The 15609-nt window shown below is 67.4% G+C and carries 16 protein-coding genes; 7 read left to right on the plus strand and 9 right to left on the minus strand.

What is annotated here, in order from left to right; translation table 11 throughout:
* Positions 1–64 precede the first annotated feature (64 nt).
* Together H074_RS24945 and dxr are read right to left on the minus strand one after the other, a co-directional pair.
* Positions 65–1306 (minus strand): M50 family metallopeptidase, encoded by a 1242-nt coding sequence (locus H074_RS24945; RefSeq protein ID WP_007032843.1) that lies wholly within the window; start codon positions 1304–1306, stop codon positions 65–67.
* Positions 1307–1309: 3 nt separating this feature from the next.
* A complete protein-coding gene (dxr, locus tag H074_RS24950; RefSeq protein WP_039923337.1) occupies positions 1310–2515 on the minus strand; it encodes a 1-deoxy-D-xylulose-5-phosphate reductoisomerase in 1206 nt (401 codons plus the stop codon).
* 95 nt (positions 2516–2610) lie between these two features.
* Here dxr and H074_RS24955 point away from each other — a divergent pair, with 95 nt between their 5' ends.
* Complete coding sequence (locus H074_RS24955; RefSeq protein ID WP_007032845.1) at positions 2611–2880, plus strand: DUF2631 domain-containing protein; 270 nt, start codon at positions 2611–2613, stop codon at positions 2878–2880.
* Between the two features lie 12 nt (positions 2881–2892).
* Here the strand turns inward: H074_RS24955 and H074_RS24960 are convergent, their stop codons facing one another.
* Positions 2893–3492, minus strand: coding sequence for a hypothetical protein (locus H074_RS24960; protein WP_007032846.1), 600 nt, complete (start codon positions 3490–3492; stop codon positions 2893–2895).
* Between the two features lie 120 nt (positions 3493–3612).
* On the opposite strand from H074_RS24960, the gene H074_RS24965 reads away from it, so the two are divergent.
* Positions 3613–4287 carry a peptidylprolyl isomerase gene (locus H074_RS24965; protein WP_007032847.1) on the plus strand — a complete coding sequence of 225 codons (675 nt, stop codon included), beginning with the start codon at positions 3613–3615 and terminating at the stop codon, positions 4285–4287.
* A 311-nt stretch (positions 4288–4598) separates the two neighbouring features.
* On the opposite strand, the gene H074_RS39490 is transcribed toward H074_RS24965, so the two are convergent.
* From H074_RS39490 to H074_RS24990, 5 genes are read right to left on the minus strand one after another with little or no spacing between them, the layout of a single operon-like run.
* Entirely contained in the window at positions 4599–4868 is a 270-nt protein-coding gene (locus H074_RS39490; protein ID WP_161630695.1) for an SUKH-3 domain-containing protein, read from the minus strand.
* A gap of 60 nt (positions 4869–4928) precedes the next feature.
* Complete coding sequence (locus H074_RS24975; protein WP_007032849.1) at positions 4929–5222, minus strand: hypothetical protein; 294 nt, start codon at positions 5220–5222, stop codon at positions 4929–4931.
* Positions 5219–5503 (minus strand): hypothetical protein, encoded by a 285-nt coding sequence (locus H074_RS24980; RefSeq protein WP_152521483.1) that lies wholly within the window; start codon positions 5501–5503, stop codon positions 5219–5221. The genes H074_RS24975 and H074_RS24980 overlap by 4 nt, the downstream gene beginning before the upstream one ends.
* Positions 5504–5540: 37 nt before the next feature.
* Positions 5541–5999: a hypothetical protein gene (locus H074_RS38820; protein WP_007032851.1), complete on the minus strand. Its 459-nt coding sequence runs from the start codon at positions 5997–5999 to the stop codon at positions 5541–5543.
* Complete coding sequence (locus H074_RS24990; RefSeq protein WP_338022558.1) at positions 5999–6526, minus strand: SMI1/KNR4 family protein; 528 nt, start codon at positions 6524–6526, stop codon at positions 5999–6001. Before H074_RS24990 ends, H074_RS38820 begins: the two co-directional genes overlap by 1 nt.
* A 164-nt stretch (positions 6527–6690) precedes the next feature.
* On the opposite strand from H074_RS24990, the gene H074_RS24995 reads away from it, so the two are divergent.
* The 4 genes from H074_RS24995 to pdxR all read left to right on the plus strand — a co-directional run bounded on the left by H074_RS24995 (position 6691) and on the right by pdxR (position 13552).
* Complete coding sequence (locus H074_RS24995; RefSeq protein ID WP_039923339.1) at positions 6691–7101, plus strand: hypothetical protein; 411 nt, start codon at positions 6691–6693, stop codon at positions 7099–7101.
* Between the two features lie 161 nt (positions 7102–7262).
* Positions 7263–8351 (plus strand): acyltransferase family protein, encoded by a 1089-nt coding sequence (locus tag H074_RS25000; RefSeq protein WP_007032854.1) that lies wholly within the window; start codon positions 7263–7265, stop codon positions 8349–8351.
* 143 nt (positions 8352–8494) lie between these two features.
* Entirely contained in the window at positions 8495–12103 is a 3609-nt protein-coding gene (metH, locus tag H074_RS25005) for a methionine synthase (protein WP_007032855.1), read from the plus strand.
* Between the two features lie 12 nt (positions 12104–12115).
* Positions 12116–13552, plus strand: coding sequence for a MocR-like pyridoxine biosynthesis transcription factor PdxR (gene pdxR, locus H074_RS25010; RefSeq protein WP_007032856.1), 1437 nt, complete (start codon positions 12116–12118; stop codon positions 13550–13552).
* Here the strand turns inward: pdxR and H074_RS25015 are convergent.
* Positions 13549–14277, minus strand: a complete 729-nt coding sequence (locus H074_RS25015; protein WP_007032857.1) for an alpha/beta fold hydrolase — start codon at positions 14275–14277, stop codon at positions 13549–13551. The two genes, pdxR and H074_RS25015, sit on opposite strands and share 4 nt — an antisense overlap.
* A 48-nt stretch (positions 14278–14325) precedes the next feature.
* On the opposite strand from H074_RS25015, the gene H074_RS25020 reads away from it, so the two are divergent.
* Entirely contained in the window at positions 14326–15576 is a 1251-nt protein-coding gene (locus H074_RS25020; RefSeq protein WP_007032858.1) for a cytochrome P450, read from the plus strand.
* Positions 15577–15609: the final 33 nt, after the last annotated feature.

Raw genomic sequence — 15609 nt, forward strand, 5'->3', positions numbered from 1 at the left:
GTGAGCAGCATTACCTGGGCAGCCCAACGGTGCTGACAGCGCGCTCCGTAACCGCCCTCCCGCGTCACTGGAACAGCTTGACCGGGTTCACGATGTCGGCGGTGACGGTGAGCAGAGTCACCGCGCCGCCGATGAAGACGAGCACCATCGTGACCGCGGACAGCTTCGTGTAGTCGACCGGTCCGCCCGCCGCCTTGCCACGCAGTTTCCGGATCCAGTCCCGGACCCGCTCGTACCAGACGACCGCGATATGCCCGCCGTCGAGCGGAAGCAGCGGCAGCAGGTTGAACACGCCGATGAAGAAGTTCAGGCTCGCCAGCAGGAGCACGAAGATCTCCCACAGACCGCGCTCGGCGGCCTCACCACCGATACGGCTGGCGCCGACCACGCTGACCGGGGTGTTCGGGTCGCGCTCACCGCCGAAGATGGAATCCACCACCGCGGGGATCCGCGACGGGAACTCGATCAGCCGCTTGGCGGTCTCGGAGAACATCGTGCCGGTGAAGCTGAGCGTCCCGCCGATCGCGTCGACGGGGCCGTAGGTCAGCAGTGGCGGCGCGGTGTTCTGGACCGGCGAGGCACCGATCATGCCGACGTCCTTGACCGTGGTTTTGTTGGAAGCGTCGGCGACCAGCCGCTGCACCCGCGGCACGTCGACGGTCAGGTTCAGCCGCTGCCCGTTCCGTTCGACCACGAACGGCGTCGGGCCACTGGCGACCTGGACGGCCGCGAGCATTTCGCGCCAGGTCTGGATCGGCTTGCCCGCGACGGACACGACCTTGTCACCCGCCTGGAGGCCGGCGGTCTTCGCGGGGGTCGGGGCACCGGGCGGGCAGGCCGTGTCGTTCAGCTGTTCCACGGTGGTGGCCGAGCGGGCGCACGACGTGGCGCTGATCACCGCCTCGGTGGGGGCGGCCTGCGCGGCCGGGTTCGGCAGGCCCATGGTGACGGCCATCAGGTAGAGGATGACGAAACCGAGGATGAAGTGCATCGCCGAGCCCGCCGACATGACGACGGTGCGCTTCCAGGTCTTGAAGCGCCACATCGCGCGCTTCGACTCCTCCGGGGTGACCTCGTCGAGCGCGGTCATGCCCGCGATGTCGCAGAAGCCGCCGAGCGGGATCCACTTCACGCCGTACTCGGTCTCACCGCGGCGGAAGGAGAAGATCGTCGGCCCGAAGCCGATGAAGTAGCGCCGGACCTTCATGCCGAAGGCCTTGGCCGCCCACATGTGACCGGCCTCGTGCAGCGCGACGGACAGGCAGATGCCCAGCGCGAACAGCACGATCCCGAGAATGAAGACCACGCGCTACTTCCCCTTACCGATCAGCGCACCGGCACGCGCGCGAGCCCAGCGCTCGGCAGCTAGTACGTCATCCACGTCGCGAGGTTCACGACGCCATTCGTCGGCGGCTTCCACCACCTGGGCAATAGTGTCCACAATCGACGTGAAGCCGGTGTTCTGTGCCAGGAAGGCGGCCACCAGTTCCTCGTTCGCCGCGTTGTACACCGCCGGGATACAGCCGCCGACGGTTCCGGCGTGCCTCGCCAGCTCGACCGCGGGGAACGCGTCGTTGTCCAGCGGCTCGAAAGTCCAGCTCGCGGGCTTGTCCCAGACGCACGCGGCCGCGGCGCCGGGGACACGGTCCGGCCAGTGCAGGGCCAGCGCGATCGGCAGCCGCATGTCGGGCGGGCTGGCCTGGGCGATCGTCGAGCCGTCCACAAAGGTCACCATCGAGTGAATGATCGACTGCGGGTGGACGACCACGTCGATGCGATCGGTCTCGATGTCGAACAGGAGTTTCGCCTCGATCAGCTCCAGCCCCTTGTTGACCAGGGTGGACGAGTTGATCGTGATGAGCGGGCCCATCGACCAGGTCGGATGCGCCATCGCCTGCTCGACGGTGACGTCGGCCAGTTCCTCGCGTTTGCGGCCGCGGAACGGGCCGCCCGAGGCGGTCAGCACGAGCCTGGCGACCTCGGACTCGCGTCCGGCGCGCAGGGCCTGGGCGATCGCGGAGTGCTCGGAGTCGACCGGAACCAGCTGGCCGGGTTTGGCCGCGGCCAGCACCAGCGGCCCGCCCGCGATCAGCGACTCCTTGTTGGCCAGCGCGAGCGTGGCGCCGGTGGCGAGCGCGCGCAGGGTCGGCGGGAGCCCCTGGGAACCGGGGAGCGCGTTGAGCACGACGTCCACCGGGGTGGCGTCGATCATCTCGACGACCGCGTCGGCCCCGGCGAAAATGCGCGGGAGCTTGAAGTCGCCGCTGGAGTAGCCGCGCTTCTGCGCCTCGGCGTACAGCGCTAGCTGCAGGTCTTCCACGGCCGTCGGCCTGCTGATGGCGACGGCGTCGACCTGGTGCGCCAGGGCCTGCGCGGCCAGCGCGGCGGGGTCGGAGCCGCCCGCGGCGATCCCGGCGACCCGGAACAGGTCCGGATTACGGGCGGCGACGTCGAGGGCCTGGGCGCCGACCGATCCGGTCGAACCGAGCACGAGCACACTTCGCGAGGTAGTCATCGGGTGCCATTGTCGCGCGGGGCCCGTCGGGCGCGTGCAGCCAGGTGTGGGATCATTCGCGGGCAAGCGGACCATCGGGTTTTGAGGAGTTGATCGTGGCGAGCAAGGCGGTCGAAAAGCGCGGCCGGGTGGGCGTCGACACCGTTGACCCCCGCGACGAGCCGTCGGCCGAGTGGGGCTGGCACGGTTCCTTCCCGAAGGCGACGCGGGTCGCGGGCTGGTTGAGCGCGATCATCCTGCTGGTGATGCTGTACGGCAACCACCACGGCTGGACCGAGAACCTGTGGCTGATCGGCCTGTCCCTGCTGCTCGTGTTCGGCCTCGTGCTGGACATCCGCAAGCAGCGCACGGCCTGGCGCAAGTAGTTCCTTCACGGCTCAATGGCCCCTGTCCACCTTCGTGGGCAGGGGCCATTCGCCGTTCTGGGCCCAAAGCTCGTTGACGATCTTGACCGCGTCGTCGGCCTCGACCCCGTAGCGATGCCGGTACTTCGCCGCCGGCCGCTGGATCGCCGCGGCGACGTCCCCGATGGCGGCGTTGTTCCACGAGTCATCCGGATAGAACTGCCGCATCACGGCCAGGAACCGGCCGGTCGCCCAGACCGGATCGGTCCGCTGCTCGAAGCTTCCCCAGCTCGCGCGCTGCTGGAAGAGCCCGACCGAGTCGCCGAGGCCGCCGTCGAGATTGGCGATACTCGACTCGACGATCACCGTCGCGATCGCGATGGCCGCCGCGCGTTCGTTGAGGCCCGATCTCTGGACGGTGTCGACGATCACTCTGGCGCACGACGTGTTGTAGGGGTTCATGTAGCCGCGCATCTTGGTGGCGAGTTGCTGGTTGAGCGCGCCCGCCGTGTCCGCGTCATCGGCGGACGCGCCCGCTTGGACGCACGGCAAAGCGACATGTTCGACCTGGTCAGGCCGGATCTCGGTGGGCGGGATGAGCAGGAGGAGAATCGCGAGGGTCGTACTCAGCATGCGGTGTCCGTTGGGTCGTCGTGAGTGATTTGGGTCGTTCTAACGGCCCAAATCACTCACGACCCGCGACTCGCGTGAAGCGCTACCCGACGACCATCCTTTTGGGTTAGGTTCCCTCGCATGAAGCTGCGCTGGGGTGTCACCGCCGTCGTTTCCGCTCTCGCCGCCGTCCTGCTGCCCGGTGTGGCCACGGCCGCGCCCACGTCTTCCCTGCCGATCGTGCGCTGCGAGTTCACGCCGACGCCGGAGAACCCCGCGGCCCGCCCGGTCCTGCGACCACTCCCCTTCGCGCTGACCCGCGGCACCGTCGACGTCACCTTCCGCTTCAACTACGGCCCGGTGACCGTGCGCCTGAACCGCGCCGGCGCCGCTCCATGCGCCGTCCACAACCTGGCGAGCCTGGCCCTGCAGCGCTTCTACGACCACAGCCAGTGCTGGCGCCTGACGAACTCGTCACGCCTCGGCGTCCTGCAGTGCGGCGACATTTACGAAGCCGAGAAGGGCGGCCCGGGCTACAAGTTCCCGGACGAGGTCGACGGCACCGAAACCTACGAACGCGGCACCATCGCCATGGGCAACCAGGGCCCCGGCACCAACGGCAGCGAGTTCTTCATCGTGCACTCGTTCGCGAACATCCCGAAGAACTACTCGGTGATGGGCAAGGTCGTGCGGGGTATGGACGTCCTGGACCGGATCGTGGCCGCGGGGATCATCCCGACCGATCCGAACGGACCGCAGGACGGGCTGCCCGCGAAGCCGGTGAAGATCCAGAAGGCGACCGTCGGTTTCTGGTGAACGGTAGGGCATTCACCTACCCATCGAAGCGTCCTGGATTCTCCGTTGATCAAGACCGGAGATCGGAGTGCTTCACGACGATGTAGGAATTGGGACACTCAACGTCCCGATTCCTACATCGTCGACTCTTCGCAGCCACCAACGACGCCGTGGCAACCTTCATTCCGAGACGATCTCCGGACGTATGCCCAAGATCAGGTTTTCCAGGGCAGTGTCACCGATCCCGAAACTCGCCACCCAGGCTTCGACCAGGAAACCTCGCCGATTTCTGAAATTCCGAGGAAGAAAAGACCACGGTCGAGTTCACCGAGCTAGAAGAGGGACTTGCCGAGCCCCGCTCCCCAATCGGCGAACCTGTCCACCTCCGAGTCCACATCACCCGGGTTCAGTTCGAAGGATTCTCGTCCCTTCGCTATCCCCGCGCCGGCGATGTCCACCTTCAACCCACCGAATTCAGCGAGAAACCGTTCTGCGGCTTCGCGCATCCACACCATCCCGGTTGCTTCAAGCTCCTGCCGCCAGCCCGCGGTGTCAATCTTTCTGCCCGGCTCCCAGCAGGCGTCTCGAAGAACCCGCTCCACTCCGGAGGTGAATCTGGTCGACCTGTCGACCGCCTTTCGAATCGTCGATGTCGAACACGCTCAGGGCCGATACCGGACGAAGTCGGGAATCCCGTCGGCCGACGCCGGATCCTTGATCGGGTACAGCGTCATCCCATCCGGAGCGCGGGCACGCGAGATCTGAATGCCGCGCAGACACGCATTGCACCAGAGATAGACCGTGGCGAGACTGGTCTCCGGATAGCCGAGATACCTGACTTCCAGCCGATGCGTCTCGCAACGCGGACACGGATGGTGATCGATCCGGTCCGAACCTCCGTCGATGACGGAAATCAGCGTCGAAATCCAGCTGGTTCGCCGGGAGTTCCGTTTCACCGCGGGTTGCCTTGGAGTTCCTGGGCTCCTTCGAGTCCACCCGCGCCCGCCAGCTCGAGCTTCGCGCTGTGCGGCGAGTCCAGCAGTTCGACCGGCCGTTCGTAACGCAGAATCGTGACGACTCGCAGGTCGACCTTCGTCGACGTGCCGTCCTCGAAGATCGCGGTGGAGAGAACATCACCGACCGAGACCTGGTCGCCGAGACACCGGACAACGCATACGGCCTTCTCCTGAGACACTTGCTCGACACTTTCGACCCCGAGCCGGATCACTGCTGTCATGACCTTCCGTGCGTTCGGGAGCCAGAGGCCCTTCTGTTCAGACCGACTCTTGCGAGAGGTCGAATTCGACGAGTTCCTTCTCCTGAAGGGTCACCCAAATCGGATCCTGTGTCACCGATTCGAGCCAGTCCTCGAATCGAGTACCGCCGCTGCGGAACCACCACACGGTGCGACTGCCGACCGAGCGCAGCTCGACATCGACACAGTAGCGGAGTTCAAGCACCACCTGCGAATATTCTTCGTGATCCCCGTCCGTGTCGACGATCTCCAGCTGCCGCACGAATCCCACCGCGAAAATCGGCTCGGAGAACCAGCTCACTTCGCAGTACTGAAAGAGGAACCCGTCAGCGTCGGGGCCGTCGGTGCCGTCGAATTCGATCGGCTCGAAGTCACGACGAACTGCCACGATCTCGTCGACGGTCGGAGGCTTTCCCTGGGGCACCCGGCCGTCGAGGAGATCTCGTGCGATACCGAGCGCGGAGTCGATCGAACGCATCACTGCCTCACCGCCTTCTCGCACAGCTCAAGGGCGAAGGAGCCGAAGTCCTCTCCCAGTTTCTCAAGAGGCTCGTCGACATGAAACCAGGCAAAGACCGGGTATTCGCCGAAGCGGTCCACCTTCGACGAATCGAGGACGATCACCCCGCCCATGCCGTCGAACATCACCACGATCAGCTCGGCGAGAAGCCCGTGATCGCGGCGGAGGTCCAGGGTCTCCTTCACGGATCCGAGCAACTCCGTCCCATGGGCAAGAGTCCTGTAGACGCCGAGGAATTCCTCTCCGGCGATGTCCCAGGTGCCGAACTCCTCGACGAGACGGCGGTACGAGGGCGGGAACGCGACACCAAGGGCCCGTTCCGCGGCACCGATGCTCGCGTCGCTCTCTCCGTCGGCGTGGTTCGCCATGCCGGCGTGCGCGCGGATGAGTTCGATCAGCCGCTCTCTCGCTTCGAGGCTCACGCGACGACCTGACCTTCCAGTTCGCGACCACTGCCGTTCCCTGTTGATCGGCTTCGTAGGCACCGTCGAGGAAGGCTCCTCCCCGCAGCCGGTGGACGGGTCCGCCGGCTCAAGGCGAACATCGAACCTCCTCCATCCGATCCAAAAACGGTGATCCGGCCCTCGGCGGCCCCGGCGAGTCGCGTGGGCAGAGCACCGAGCAGTCCCGCGATCACATGTCTCGCCGAATGCACGAAAACACCGTTGCCGAGATCCGGCAACGACACCTCTCTGACGCAGGCGTAGAAGTCCAGCAGTACGGTGGGGACATCGAGCTTCGCGAGCTCTTCGAGATCGCCCGAGTCGACACCCTCGGCAGCGAAAACTCGGCGCTCAGCCGGGACGACGACCGTTCGATCCACACCCTCAGGTCCTCAGGCTCCACGAGCCTCCTCCTCGAACCAAGAAGTCGAGAACCCGCTCGCATGAATTCCTTGTACTGCGGGGAGGGGAGGAGGACGAACGTCGAGTTCGTCCTCGAGCCTGGCGATGTCCTCCTGGAGGAGCGCCATGCGTCGAACGCCGCGAAGTCCATGCCGGTCGACCTCCCCTTGATCCTCGTGGTGGCGATACCGCTTTCGACTCTCACGAGAAAATAGATCACCATTGATGGCAATCAGCCGTTGCCAAGTGACAGCACACGCTGTCACCGCCTTTGCTACACACAGAAATCACACAGCCCCCTCACAGGAACCAGTATTTCACCCTTTAGAGTGACGCATCGGCCTGGCTGCCGGTGACGTTCCTGGGGGTTCAAAGCATGATGACGCACGAGCAGTACCTGTCCACGAAGAGATTCCCGGCCCTCGACGGGCTGCGCGCGATCGCCGCGCTCCTCGTGGTGGTGTTCCACTACGGAGGACCGTCGTGGGCCATGGCCAATGGGTGGATCGGCGTCCACCTCTTCTTCGTTCTTTCCGGCTTCCTGATCACCACACTGGCGCTGCGTGAAGAAGACCGAAACGGCAGGATCTCGCTCGCGAACTTCTACATCCGTCGCGCGTTTCGCATTCTTCCCGTGTATTTCGCGGTTTTGGGCATCATCGTGGTGTTCACGTATCTGCGCGGCCAGTACACCTCCAGCGGGCTCTCCGGAGCGATGCCGTACTTCCTCACCTTCACGAACGAGTTCGCCCACAACGCGCCCTTCGGCCAGTCGTGGACCTTGGGAGTCGAGCAGAAGTTCTACCTCGTCTGGCCGTTCCTGGCCTTCGGTATCGCGGCGCTCAGCTTTCCGAAGCGGCTCGGCCTGGCGATCGGCCTGATCGCGCTCATGATCGCGCTGATCCCGGTGATGCCGTACGCCGGCGCCTACTCGCCCATCCTCATCGGTTGCGCGCTCGCGATCGGTCTCCACTACCGCAAGGGCTTCGCGGTTCTTCGCGTCTTCACTCACCCCATTGCCGCCTTCGTCTTGCTCGCGGCTCTCGTGATCCTCCAGATCCACGTGACCGACATCGAGGCCTTCTTCCAGGACGGCGGCACGGTCGGCGGCACCACGTACGCGGTACTGGTCGCGCTGTTCATCACCTCGCTGATCCCGCGCGGTCCGATCGCCTGGCTCTTCTCCACGTCGCCGATGCGGTTCATCGGCGAGCGGTCCTACTCCGTCTACCTCTTGCAAGGGGTCGCGGCGACCGTGGTCGCCTTGTCGATTCCCCAGCTGGCCACCCACCGGACACTGACCGCGATCGCCGTGACCGTCGTCGCCCTCGTCATCTCCGACGTCCTCTACCGCTGGGTCGAGGTGCCGATGATCGAGGTCGGCCGCAAGGTGGTCGCCCGGCGCAGGCCCGCACCGCCCCATCCCACGATCCGGGAAGCCGAACCCGCCCTGGCCAGCGGCTGAGCGATTCAGGCGGAGCGCCCTTGTGCGAGTCCGGTACTCTGATCGCCAAGGTCGAGAGGCGCTGCAACGGACCGCGGGGTCCGCCACGCTCGGCCCCGGACCTCACTGCAAGGGCGCCTCCCACGACATGGGAGGAGCGCTGGATGGAAACGACCGCCCTGCGAAAGCTGCTGGACGAGCGCATCGTCGTGCTCGACGGCGCGTGGGGGTCGATGCTCCAGAACGCCGGCCTCAAGCCTGAGGACTACCGCACCGAGCGGTTCCAGGACCATCATCGCGACATCACCGGCGACCCCGACCTGCTGAACATCACCCGGCCGGACGTCGTGCTCGACATCCACCGCCAGTATCTGGACGCCGGCGCGGACATCACGACGACGAACACGTTCACCGCCACCACCATCGGACAGGCGGATTACGGTCTCGAGAACCTCGCGTACGAGATGAACATCCGCGGCGCCCAGATCGCCCGCGAGGCGGCGGACGCGGCGGGCGGGAAGTTCGTCGCCGGGTCGGTCGGGCCGCTGAACGTCACGCTGTCGCTGTCGCCCAAGGTCGAGGACCCGGCGTTCCGCGCGGTGACCTTCGACGAGGTGTACGCCGCGTACGCCGACCAGATCAAGGCGCTCGCCGAGGGCGGCGTCGACCTGCTGCTCATCGAGACGATCTTCGACACCCTCAACTGCAAGGCAGCGATCGCCGCGGCCCGCGACGTCGCACCGCATCTGCCGCTGTGGATCTCGGTGACGATCGTCGACCTGAGCGGCCGGACGCTGTCCGGGCAGACGGTCGAGGCGTTCTGGAGCTCCATCGAGCACGCGGACCCGCTGCTGGTCGGCGTCAACTGTTCGCTGGGCGCCGAGGAGATGCGCCCGCACATCGCCGAACTGTCCCGTCTCGCGGGCACCTACACCGCCTGTCACCCCAACGCCGGCCTGCCGAACGCGTTCGGCGGGTACGACCAGACGCCCGAAGAGACCGGCGGGCTGCTCGGCGACTTCGCCACGGCCGGGATGGTCAACGTCGTCGGTGGCTGCTGCGGCACGACCCCCGCGCACATCAAGGAGATCGCCGACGCCGTCCGCGGGATGGCGCCGCGGACCGTCCCGGATCCGAAGTCGCACACCCGGTTCAGCGGGCTCGAGCCGTTCGAGATCGGCAAGGACACCGGGTTCGTCATGATCGGCGAGCGGACCAACGTCACCGGGTCCGCCAAGTTCCGCAAGCTGATCGAGGCCGACGACCACCAGGCAGCCGTCGACGTCGCGCTGGAGCAGGTCCGCGGCGGGGCGAACCTGCTGGACGTCAACATGGACGCCGACCTGCTCGACAGCGAAAAAGCGATGACCACGTTCCTCAACCTCATCGCCACCGAACCCGAGGTCGCCCGCCTGCCGATCATGATCGACAGTTCGCGCTGGACCGTCCTCGAGGCCGGGCTGAAGTGCGTGCAGGGCAAGGGGGTCGTCAACTCGATCAGTCTCAAGGAGGGCGAGGAGCAGTTCCTCCAGCAGGCCCGGCGCATCCGCGACTACGGCGCGGGCGTGGTCGTGATGGCCTTCGACGAGCAGGGCCAGGCCGACACCGCCGACCGGAAGGTCGAGATCTGCGCCCGTGCCTACGACCTGCTCACCCAGCAGGCCGGTTTCGTCGCCGAGGACATCATCTTCGACCCGAACGTGCTCGCGGTCGCCACCGGGATCTCCGAGCACAACGGGTACGCCAAGGCGTTCATCGACGCGCTGCCAAGGATCAAGGAACGCTGTCCCGGCGTGCACATCAGCGGCGGTATCTCGAACCTCTCGTTCTCCTTCCGCGGCAACAACGTCGTGCGCGAGGCGATGCACTCGGCCTTCCTGTTGCACGCGGTGCGCGCCGGGCTGGACATGGGCATCGTCAACGCCGGGCAGCTCGCGGTCTACGAAGACATCCCCAAGGACCTGCTGGAACTGGTCGAGGACGTGCTCTTCGACCGGCGTGAAGACGCCACCGACAGGCTGGTCACGTTCGCGGAAACGGTCAGCGGCAAGGGAACCAAGCGCACGGTCGACCTCTCCTGGCGGGAGAACACGGTCGAGGCGCGCCTCAGCCACGCGCTGGTGCACGGCATCGTCGACTACATCGAAGAGGACACCGAGGAAGCACGCCAGAAGCTGCCGAGGCCGCTGGAGGTCATCGAAGGCCCCCTGATGGACGGCATGAAGATCGTCGGCGACCTGTTCGGGTCCGGGAAGATGTTCCTGCCGCAGGTGGTCAAGAGCGCGCGCGTGATGAAGCGGTCGGTGGCCTACCTCGAACCGTTCATGGAGGCCGAGAAGGAGAAGGCGCGCCTCGAAGGCCGGATCGAAACCCGCCAGGGCAACGGGAAGGTCGTCCTGGCGACGGTCAAGGGCGACGTGCACGACATCGGCAAGAACATCGTCGGCGTCGTCCTCGGCTGCAACAACTACGAGGTGATCGACCTCGGCGTGATGGTCCCGGCTTCGGTCATCCTGGACACCGCCGTGTCCGAGGGCGCCGACGCCATCGGGCTTTCCGGCCTGATCACGCCGTCGCTGGACGAGATGGTCAACGTCGCCGCCGAAATGGAGCGGCGCGGGCTGAAACTGCCGCTGCTGATCGGCGGCGCGACCACGTCGCGCCAGCACACCGCGGTCCGTATCGCGCCCGCGTACGAGAACACGACCGTGCACGTCCTCGACGCCTCCCGCGTCGTCGGCGTCGTCGGTGACCTGCTCGACCCGGACCGTGCCGAGATCCTCGACAAGAAGAACCGCGAGGATCAGGAACAGCTGCGCGTGCAGCACGCGAACAAGCAGCGGACCCCGTTGCTGACGGTCGAGCAGGCCAGGGCCAACCCGGAGAAGGTCTCCTTCGACGACATCCCGACCCCCGCGTTCACCGGCGTCCGGTACGTCTCGCCGTCACTCACCGAACTGCGCGAGATGATCGACTGGACCTTCCTGTTCCTGGCCTGGGAGCTGAAGGGCAAGTACCCGGCGATCCTGGACAACCCGGTGGCGCGGGAACTGTTCGACGACGCGAACACCCTGCTGGACCAGATCATCGCCGAGGAGCGGTTCCAGGCGAAGGGCGCGTACGCGTTCTGGCCGGCGCACTCCGAGGGCGACGACATCGTCCTGGAGTCGGGCGTCGAATTCCCGATGCTGCGCCAGCAGACCAAGAAGCCGCTGGAGCGGCCGAACCGGTGCCTGTCCGACTACATCGCCCCGGCGGGCGCGGGCGACCACCTCGGCGGCTTCGCGGTCACCATCCTCGGTGCCGAGGACTTCGCGGCCGAGTTCGAGGCGAAGCAGGACGACTACCGCGCCATCATGGTCAAGGCGCTCGCGGACCGGCTCGCCGAGGCGTTCGCCGAGCATCTGCACCTCCAGGCGCGGCGGGACTGGTTCGAGCCGGACGCCGATCCGAAGCTGGAAGACCTGCACGCCGAGAAGTTCCGCGGTATCCGTCCGGCGCTGGGCTACCCGGCGAGCCCGGACCACAGCGAGAAGCAGGAGCTGTTCGACCTGCTGGACGCGGGCAGCTTCGGCATGGCGCTGACGGAGTCCTTCGCGATGACGCCGGCGGCGAGCGTCAGCGGGCTGATCTTCGCCCACCCCGCGTCGCGGTACTTCACCGTCGGACGGCTGGGCAAGGACCAGGTCGAGGACTACGCGGCCCGCCGCGGCGTCGAACTGTCCACTGTGGAACAGTGGCTCCGCCCGAACCTCGCCTACGAGCCCGAATGACACAATGATCGGGTGACTGCCGAGGGCTCGGACTTCCTGCAGCTGGACATCGGGGACGCACCACCGGGGCGCCGGTCGGACTGGCTGGCGTCGCGGTTGCGGCACGCCATCTCCGACGGCCGCCTGCCGGTCGGCAGCAGGCTGCCCGCGACCAGGGCGCTGGCCGCGGACCTGCGGGTCTCCCGCGGCGTGGTCACCGAGGCCTACCAGCGGCTGGTCGAAGACGGTCACGTCGCCGGACGCGGCCGCGCGGGCACGGTGGTCGTCGCGGCACCGGCGAGGACCAAGGAGCAAACGACGCCCGGTCCCCCGTCGGCGGGCACGATCTTCCAGCCCGCCCCCGGGATCGGCGTCTTCGACTCGCTGCGGGCGACCCCGGCGAGGATCGACCTGTCCCCCGGCGTGCCGGATCTGACGGCGTTCCCGCGTACGGCCTGGCTACGCGCCGAACGCACCGTGCTCAACAACCTCTCGGCGGCGGACTTCGGCTACGGCGACCCGCGGGGCGCGCCCGCGTTGCGGCTGGCGATCGCGCACTGGATCGCCCGCACCCGGGGCATCACCGCCGACGCCGACGACGTGCTGATCGTCGCCGGTGTCGCGCAAGGCCTCGGATTGCTGGCCCAGGTGCTGTGCGACAACGGGATCTCCGAGATCGCCGTCGAGGATCCGAGCTCGCTGGGTGCGCGGCAGCATCTGCACGACCGTCGTCTGGCGACGCCGCCGATCCGCGTCGACGACGACGGCATCGACGTCGACGAGCTCGTGCGCAGCGGCGCACCCGCCGTGCTGCTCACTCCCGCGCACCAGTTCCCCACCGGCGTCGTGCTCGGCGGAGAACGCCGTCGCGAACTCATGCGCTGGGCCGCGGACGGCGGGCTGATCATCGAGGACGACTACGACGCCGAGCACCGCTACGACCGTCCGCCGGTCCCCGCGCTGCGCTCGATGCTCGCCGAGCAGGTCTGTTACGCGGGCAGCGTGTCGAAGTGGCTCGCGCCCGCGCTCCGGGTGGGCTGGATGCTGGTGCCACCGCGGTACCGGGACGAGGTGGTCGCGGCCAAACGGTTCGCCGACCTGGGCAACGCCGTCCTCCCGCAGCTGGTGCTCGCGCATCTCATGGAGTCCGGAGAGATGGAGCGGCAACTGCGGTTCGTGCGCAAGCGGCACCGCCGGCGGCGGGACGCGATGATCGACGCGCTCCGGACCCATCTCCCGGACGCCGTGGTGCACGGCGCCGCCGCCGGGCTGCACCTGACCATCACCTTCGACGCGGAGTTCTCCGATCTCGACTTCGCCGCCGCCGCGCTGGAGCAGGGTGTGAAGGTGCAGCCGCTGTCGTGGCACTGTCAGCGGCCGATGAATCCGGGCCTGGTCCTCGGCTACGGGGCGAGCCCGGCGAGTGACATCGCCGCAGGCATCGCCGTGCTGGGGCGGATCCGGCGCTAGCCGGCGAACTGCGCGAGGAAAGCCAGAAGCACGGCCGGGTCTTCGACATGGGCGTTGTGGCCCAGTCCGGGAAGTTCAGCGGAAGCCGGGCTGAGCGCGCGCAGCTGGTCGAGACGGCTCATCGGGTCGTGTGTCCCGGCGGCGAGGGCGACGGGGCAGCGTGCCGCGCCGAGCAGGCCGGGCATGTCGGGCGCGCCGACGGCGAACGCGCGGGGATCCAGCGCGAGCCGCCAACCGCCTTCGGTTTCGACGACGCCGTCGGGATCCGCTTCGGCAAGTCCGGTCAGGCCGGCGATCTTGAGGAACGCTCGTTCGGCGTCCTCACGGGCCGGGAACACCCTGGGCGGTCTCGCCGCCATGTCGGCGGCCTTCGCGAGGTCGGACTCGCTCCATTCGACCTTGACGCCGACCGCGAGCAGTCCGTCGACCCGGAGCCCGAACCACCCGCTGGCCAGCGCGAGCCCGACCACCCCACCCAGGGAGTGGCCGATCACCAGCAGCGGACCGCGTTCCGGGAGCACGTCGGCGACCGCCCCGGCGAGGCCTCCGAAGGAGTAGTGCGCCAGGCGTGATGACGCCCCGTGCCCAGGGAGGTCGGGCGCCAGCCAGCGGTAGCCGGGCTGCAGCATCAGGCCGTCCCACACCGCGCCTGTCGCGCCGAGGCCGTGCAGCAGGAGCACGGCGGGGCCTTCGGTTCCGGCGGTGCGCATCTTCAGCGTGTCCACCGGACGGATCTTTCCGCAGTCCCCCGTCCGCGGGCTAGTGTCGGAGCCGTGATCACCGATCCGGACGTGTACACGCGGGGCGTGCCGTACGAGCACCTCGCGTCGCTGCGCCGGGAGTCGCCGGTCGTGCGGGTGGACGATTTCTGGGCCGTGCTGCGGCATTCGGACGTCAAGTACGTGCTGAAGAACCCGAAGCTGTTCTCGTCACGCCTGGGCGGGACGCAGATCCGGGATCCGGCCACCGAGCAGGACCTCGGTTACGTCCGCCGGATGATGCTCAACATGGATCCGCCCGAGCACGCCCGGCTGCGGGGCCTGCTCACCAAGGCGTTCACGCCGCGCGCGGTCGGCAGGCTGACAGAGCGGATCCATGGCTGGGCGAGGGAGCTGATCGCCGGGGTCCAGGCGGACGGTGAGTGCGACTTCGCCGCCGTCGCCGCCGATCTCCCGCTGCTGACGCTCGCCGAGGTCTTCGGGATCCCCGAACAGGACCGGCGGCTGATGTACGACTGGAGCAATCGTGTCATCGGCTACCAGGACGCCGACTACGCGGTGAGCGCGACCGTCGAAGCGAGCGAGGTCACCGATCTCGCTCGAACGGCGCTGGCCGTGCGGCCGGTTCCGGGGCCGGGCGGCGCGATGCCCGATCCGCGCACCCGCGCAGGGATGCCGGATCTCTACGCCTACGCCACCGCGCTCGGCGAGTACAAACGCCGGCATCCCGGCGACGACGTGATGAGCAACCTGATGGGTCACGTGGAAGACGGCGGGCGGGTGTCGATCGCGGAGTTCGAGAACCTGTTCTGGCTGTTCTCCGTGGCGGGCAACGAAACACTGCGCAACGGCATCCCCGGCGGGATGCTGGCGCTGCTGTCGCATCCGGATCAGTACCGGCGGCTGCTCGCCGACCGTTCACTGCTTCCCGGTGCGGTGGAAGAGATGCTGCGCTGGTGGACGCCGGTCATGCATTTCCGCCGGACAGCGACCGAAGACGTCGTTCTGTCCGATGTGGACATCCGGGCGGGGGACAAAGTCGTCGTCTGGTTCTCGGCGGCGAATCGCGACGAGTCCGTTTTCGAGGAGCCGGACCGCTTCGACATCGGCCGCACGCCCAATGATCACTTGACCTTCGGGCACGGCCCGCACTTCTGCCTCGGCGCCCAGCTGGCGAGGGTGCAGTTGCGCGCGATGTTCGAAGCGGTCCTGGAGCAGCTCGGCGAGGTCGAACTCGCCGGTGAACCGGTGCGGTTGCGGTCGAACTTCCAGAACGGGCTGAAGTCCCTGCCGATCCGCTGGTAGCGAAGTGCCCCTTCCCGCCCCCGAGCGCGGGAA

Source organism: Amycolatopsis decaplanina DSM 44594, assembly GCF_000342005.1.
Taxonomy (GTDB): Bacteria; Actinomycetota; Actinomycetes; order Mycobacteriales; family Pseudonocardiaceae; genus Amycolatopsis; species Amycolatopsis decaplanina.

Bases quoted from the DNA above. Each gene is read 5' to 3' on its own strand.
- dxr (WP_039923337.1), bottom strand. From the start codon at position 2,515: ATGACTACCTCGCGAAGTGTGCTCGTGCTCGGTTCGACCGGATCGGTC.
- H074_RS24960 (WP_007032846.1), bottom strand. From the start codon at position 3,492: ATGCTGAGTACGACCCTCGCGATTCTCCTCCTGCTCATCCCGCCCACC.
- H074_RS24965 (WP_007032847.1), top strand. From the start codon at position 3,613: ATGAAGCTGCGCTGGGGTGTCACCGCCGTCGTTTCCGCTCTCGCCGCC.
- H074_RS24980 (WP_152521483.1), bottom strand. From the start codon at position 5,503: ATGACAGCAGTGATCCGGCTCGGGGTCGAAAGTGTCGAGCAAGTGTCT.
- H074_RS38820 (WP_007032851.1), bottom strand. From the start codon at position 5,999: ATGCGTTCGATCGACTCCGCGCTCGGTATCGCACGAGATCTCCTCGAC.
- H074_RS24995 (WP_039923339.1), top strand. From the start codon at position 6,691: ATGCACGAAAACACCGTTGCCGAGATCCGGCAACGACACCTCTCTGAC.
- H074_RS25000 (WP_007032854.1), top strand. From the start codon at position 7,263: ATGATGACGCACGAGCAGTACCTGTCCACGAAGAGATTCCCGGCCCTC.
- metH (WP_007032855.1), top strand. From the start codon at position 8,495: ATGGAAACGACCGCCCTGCGAAAGCTGCTGGACGAGCGCATCGTCGTG.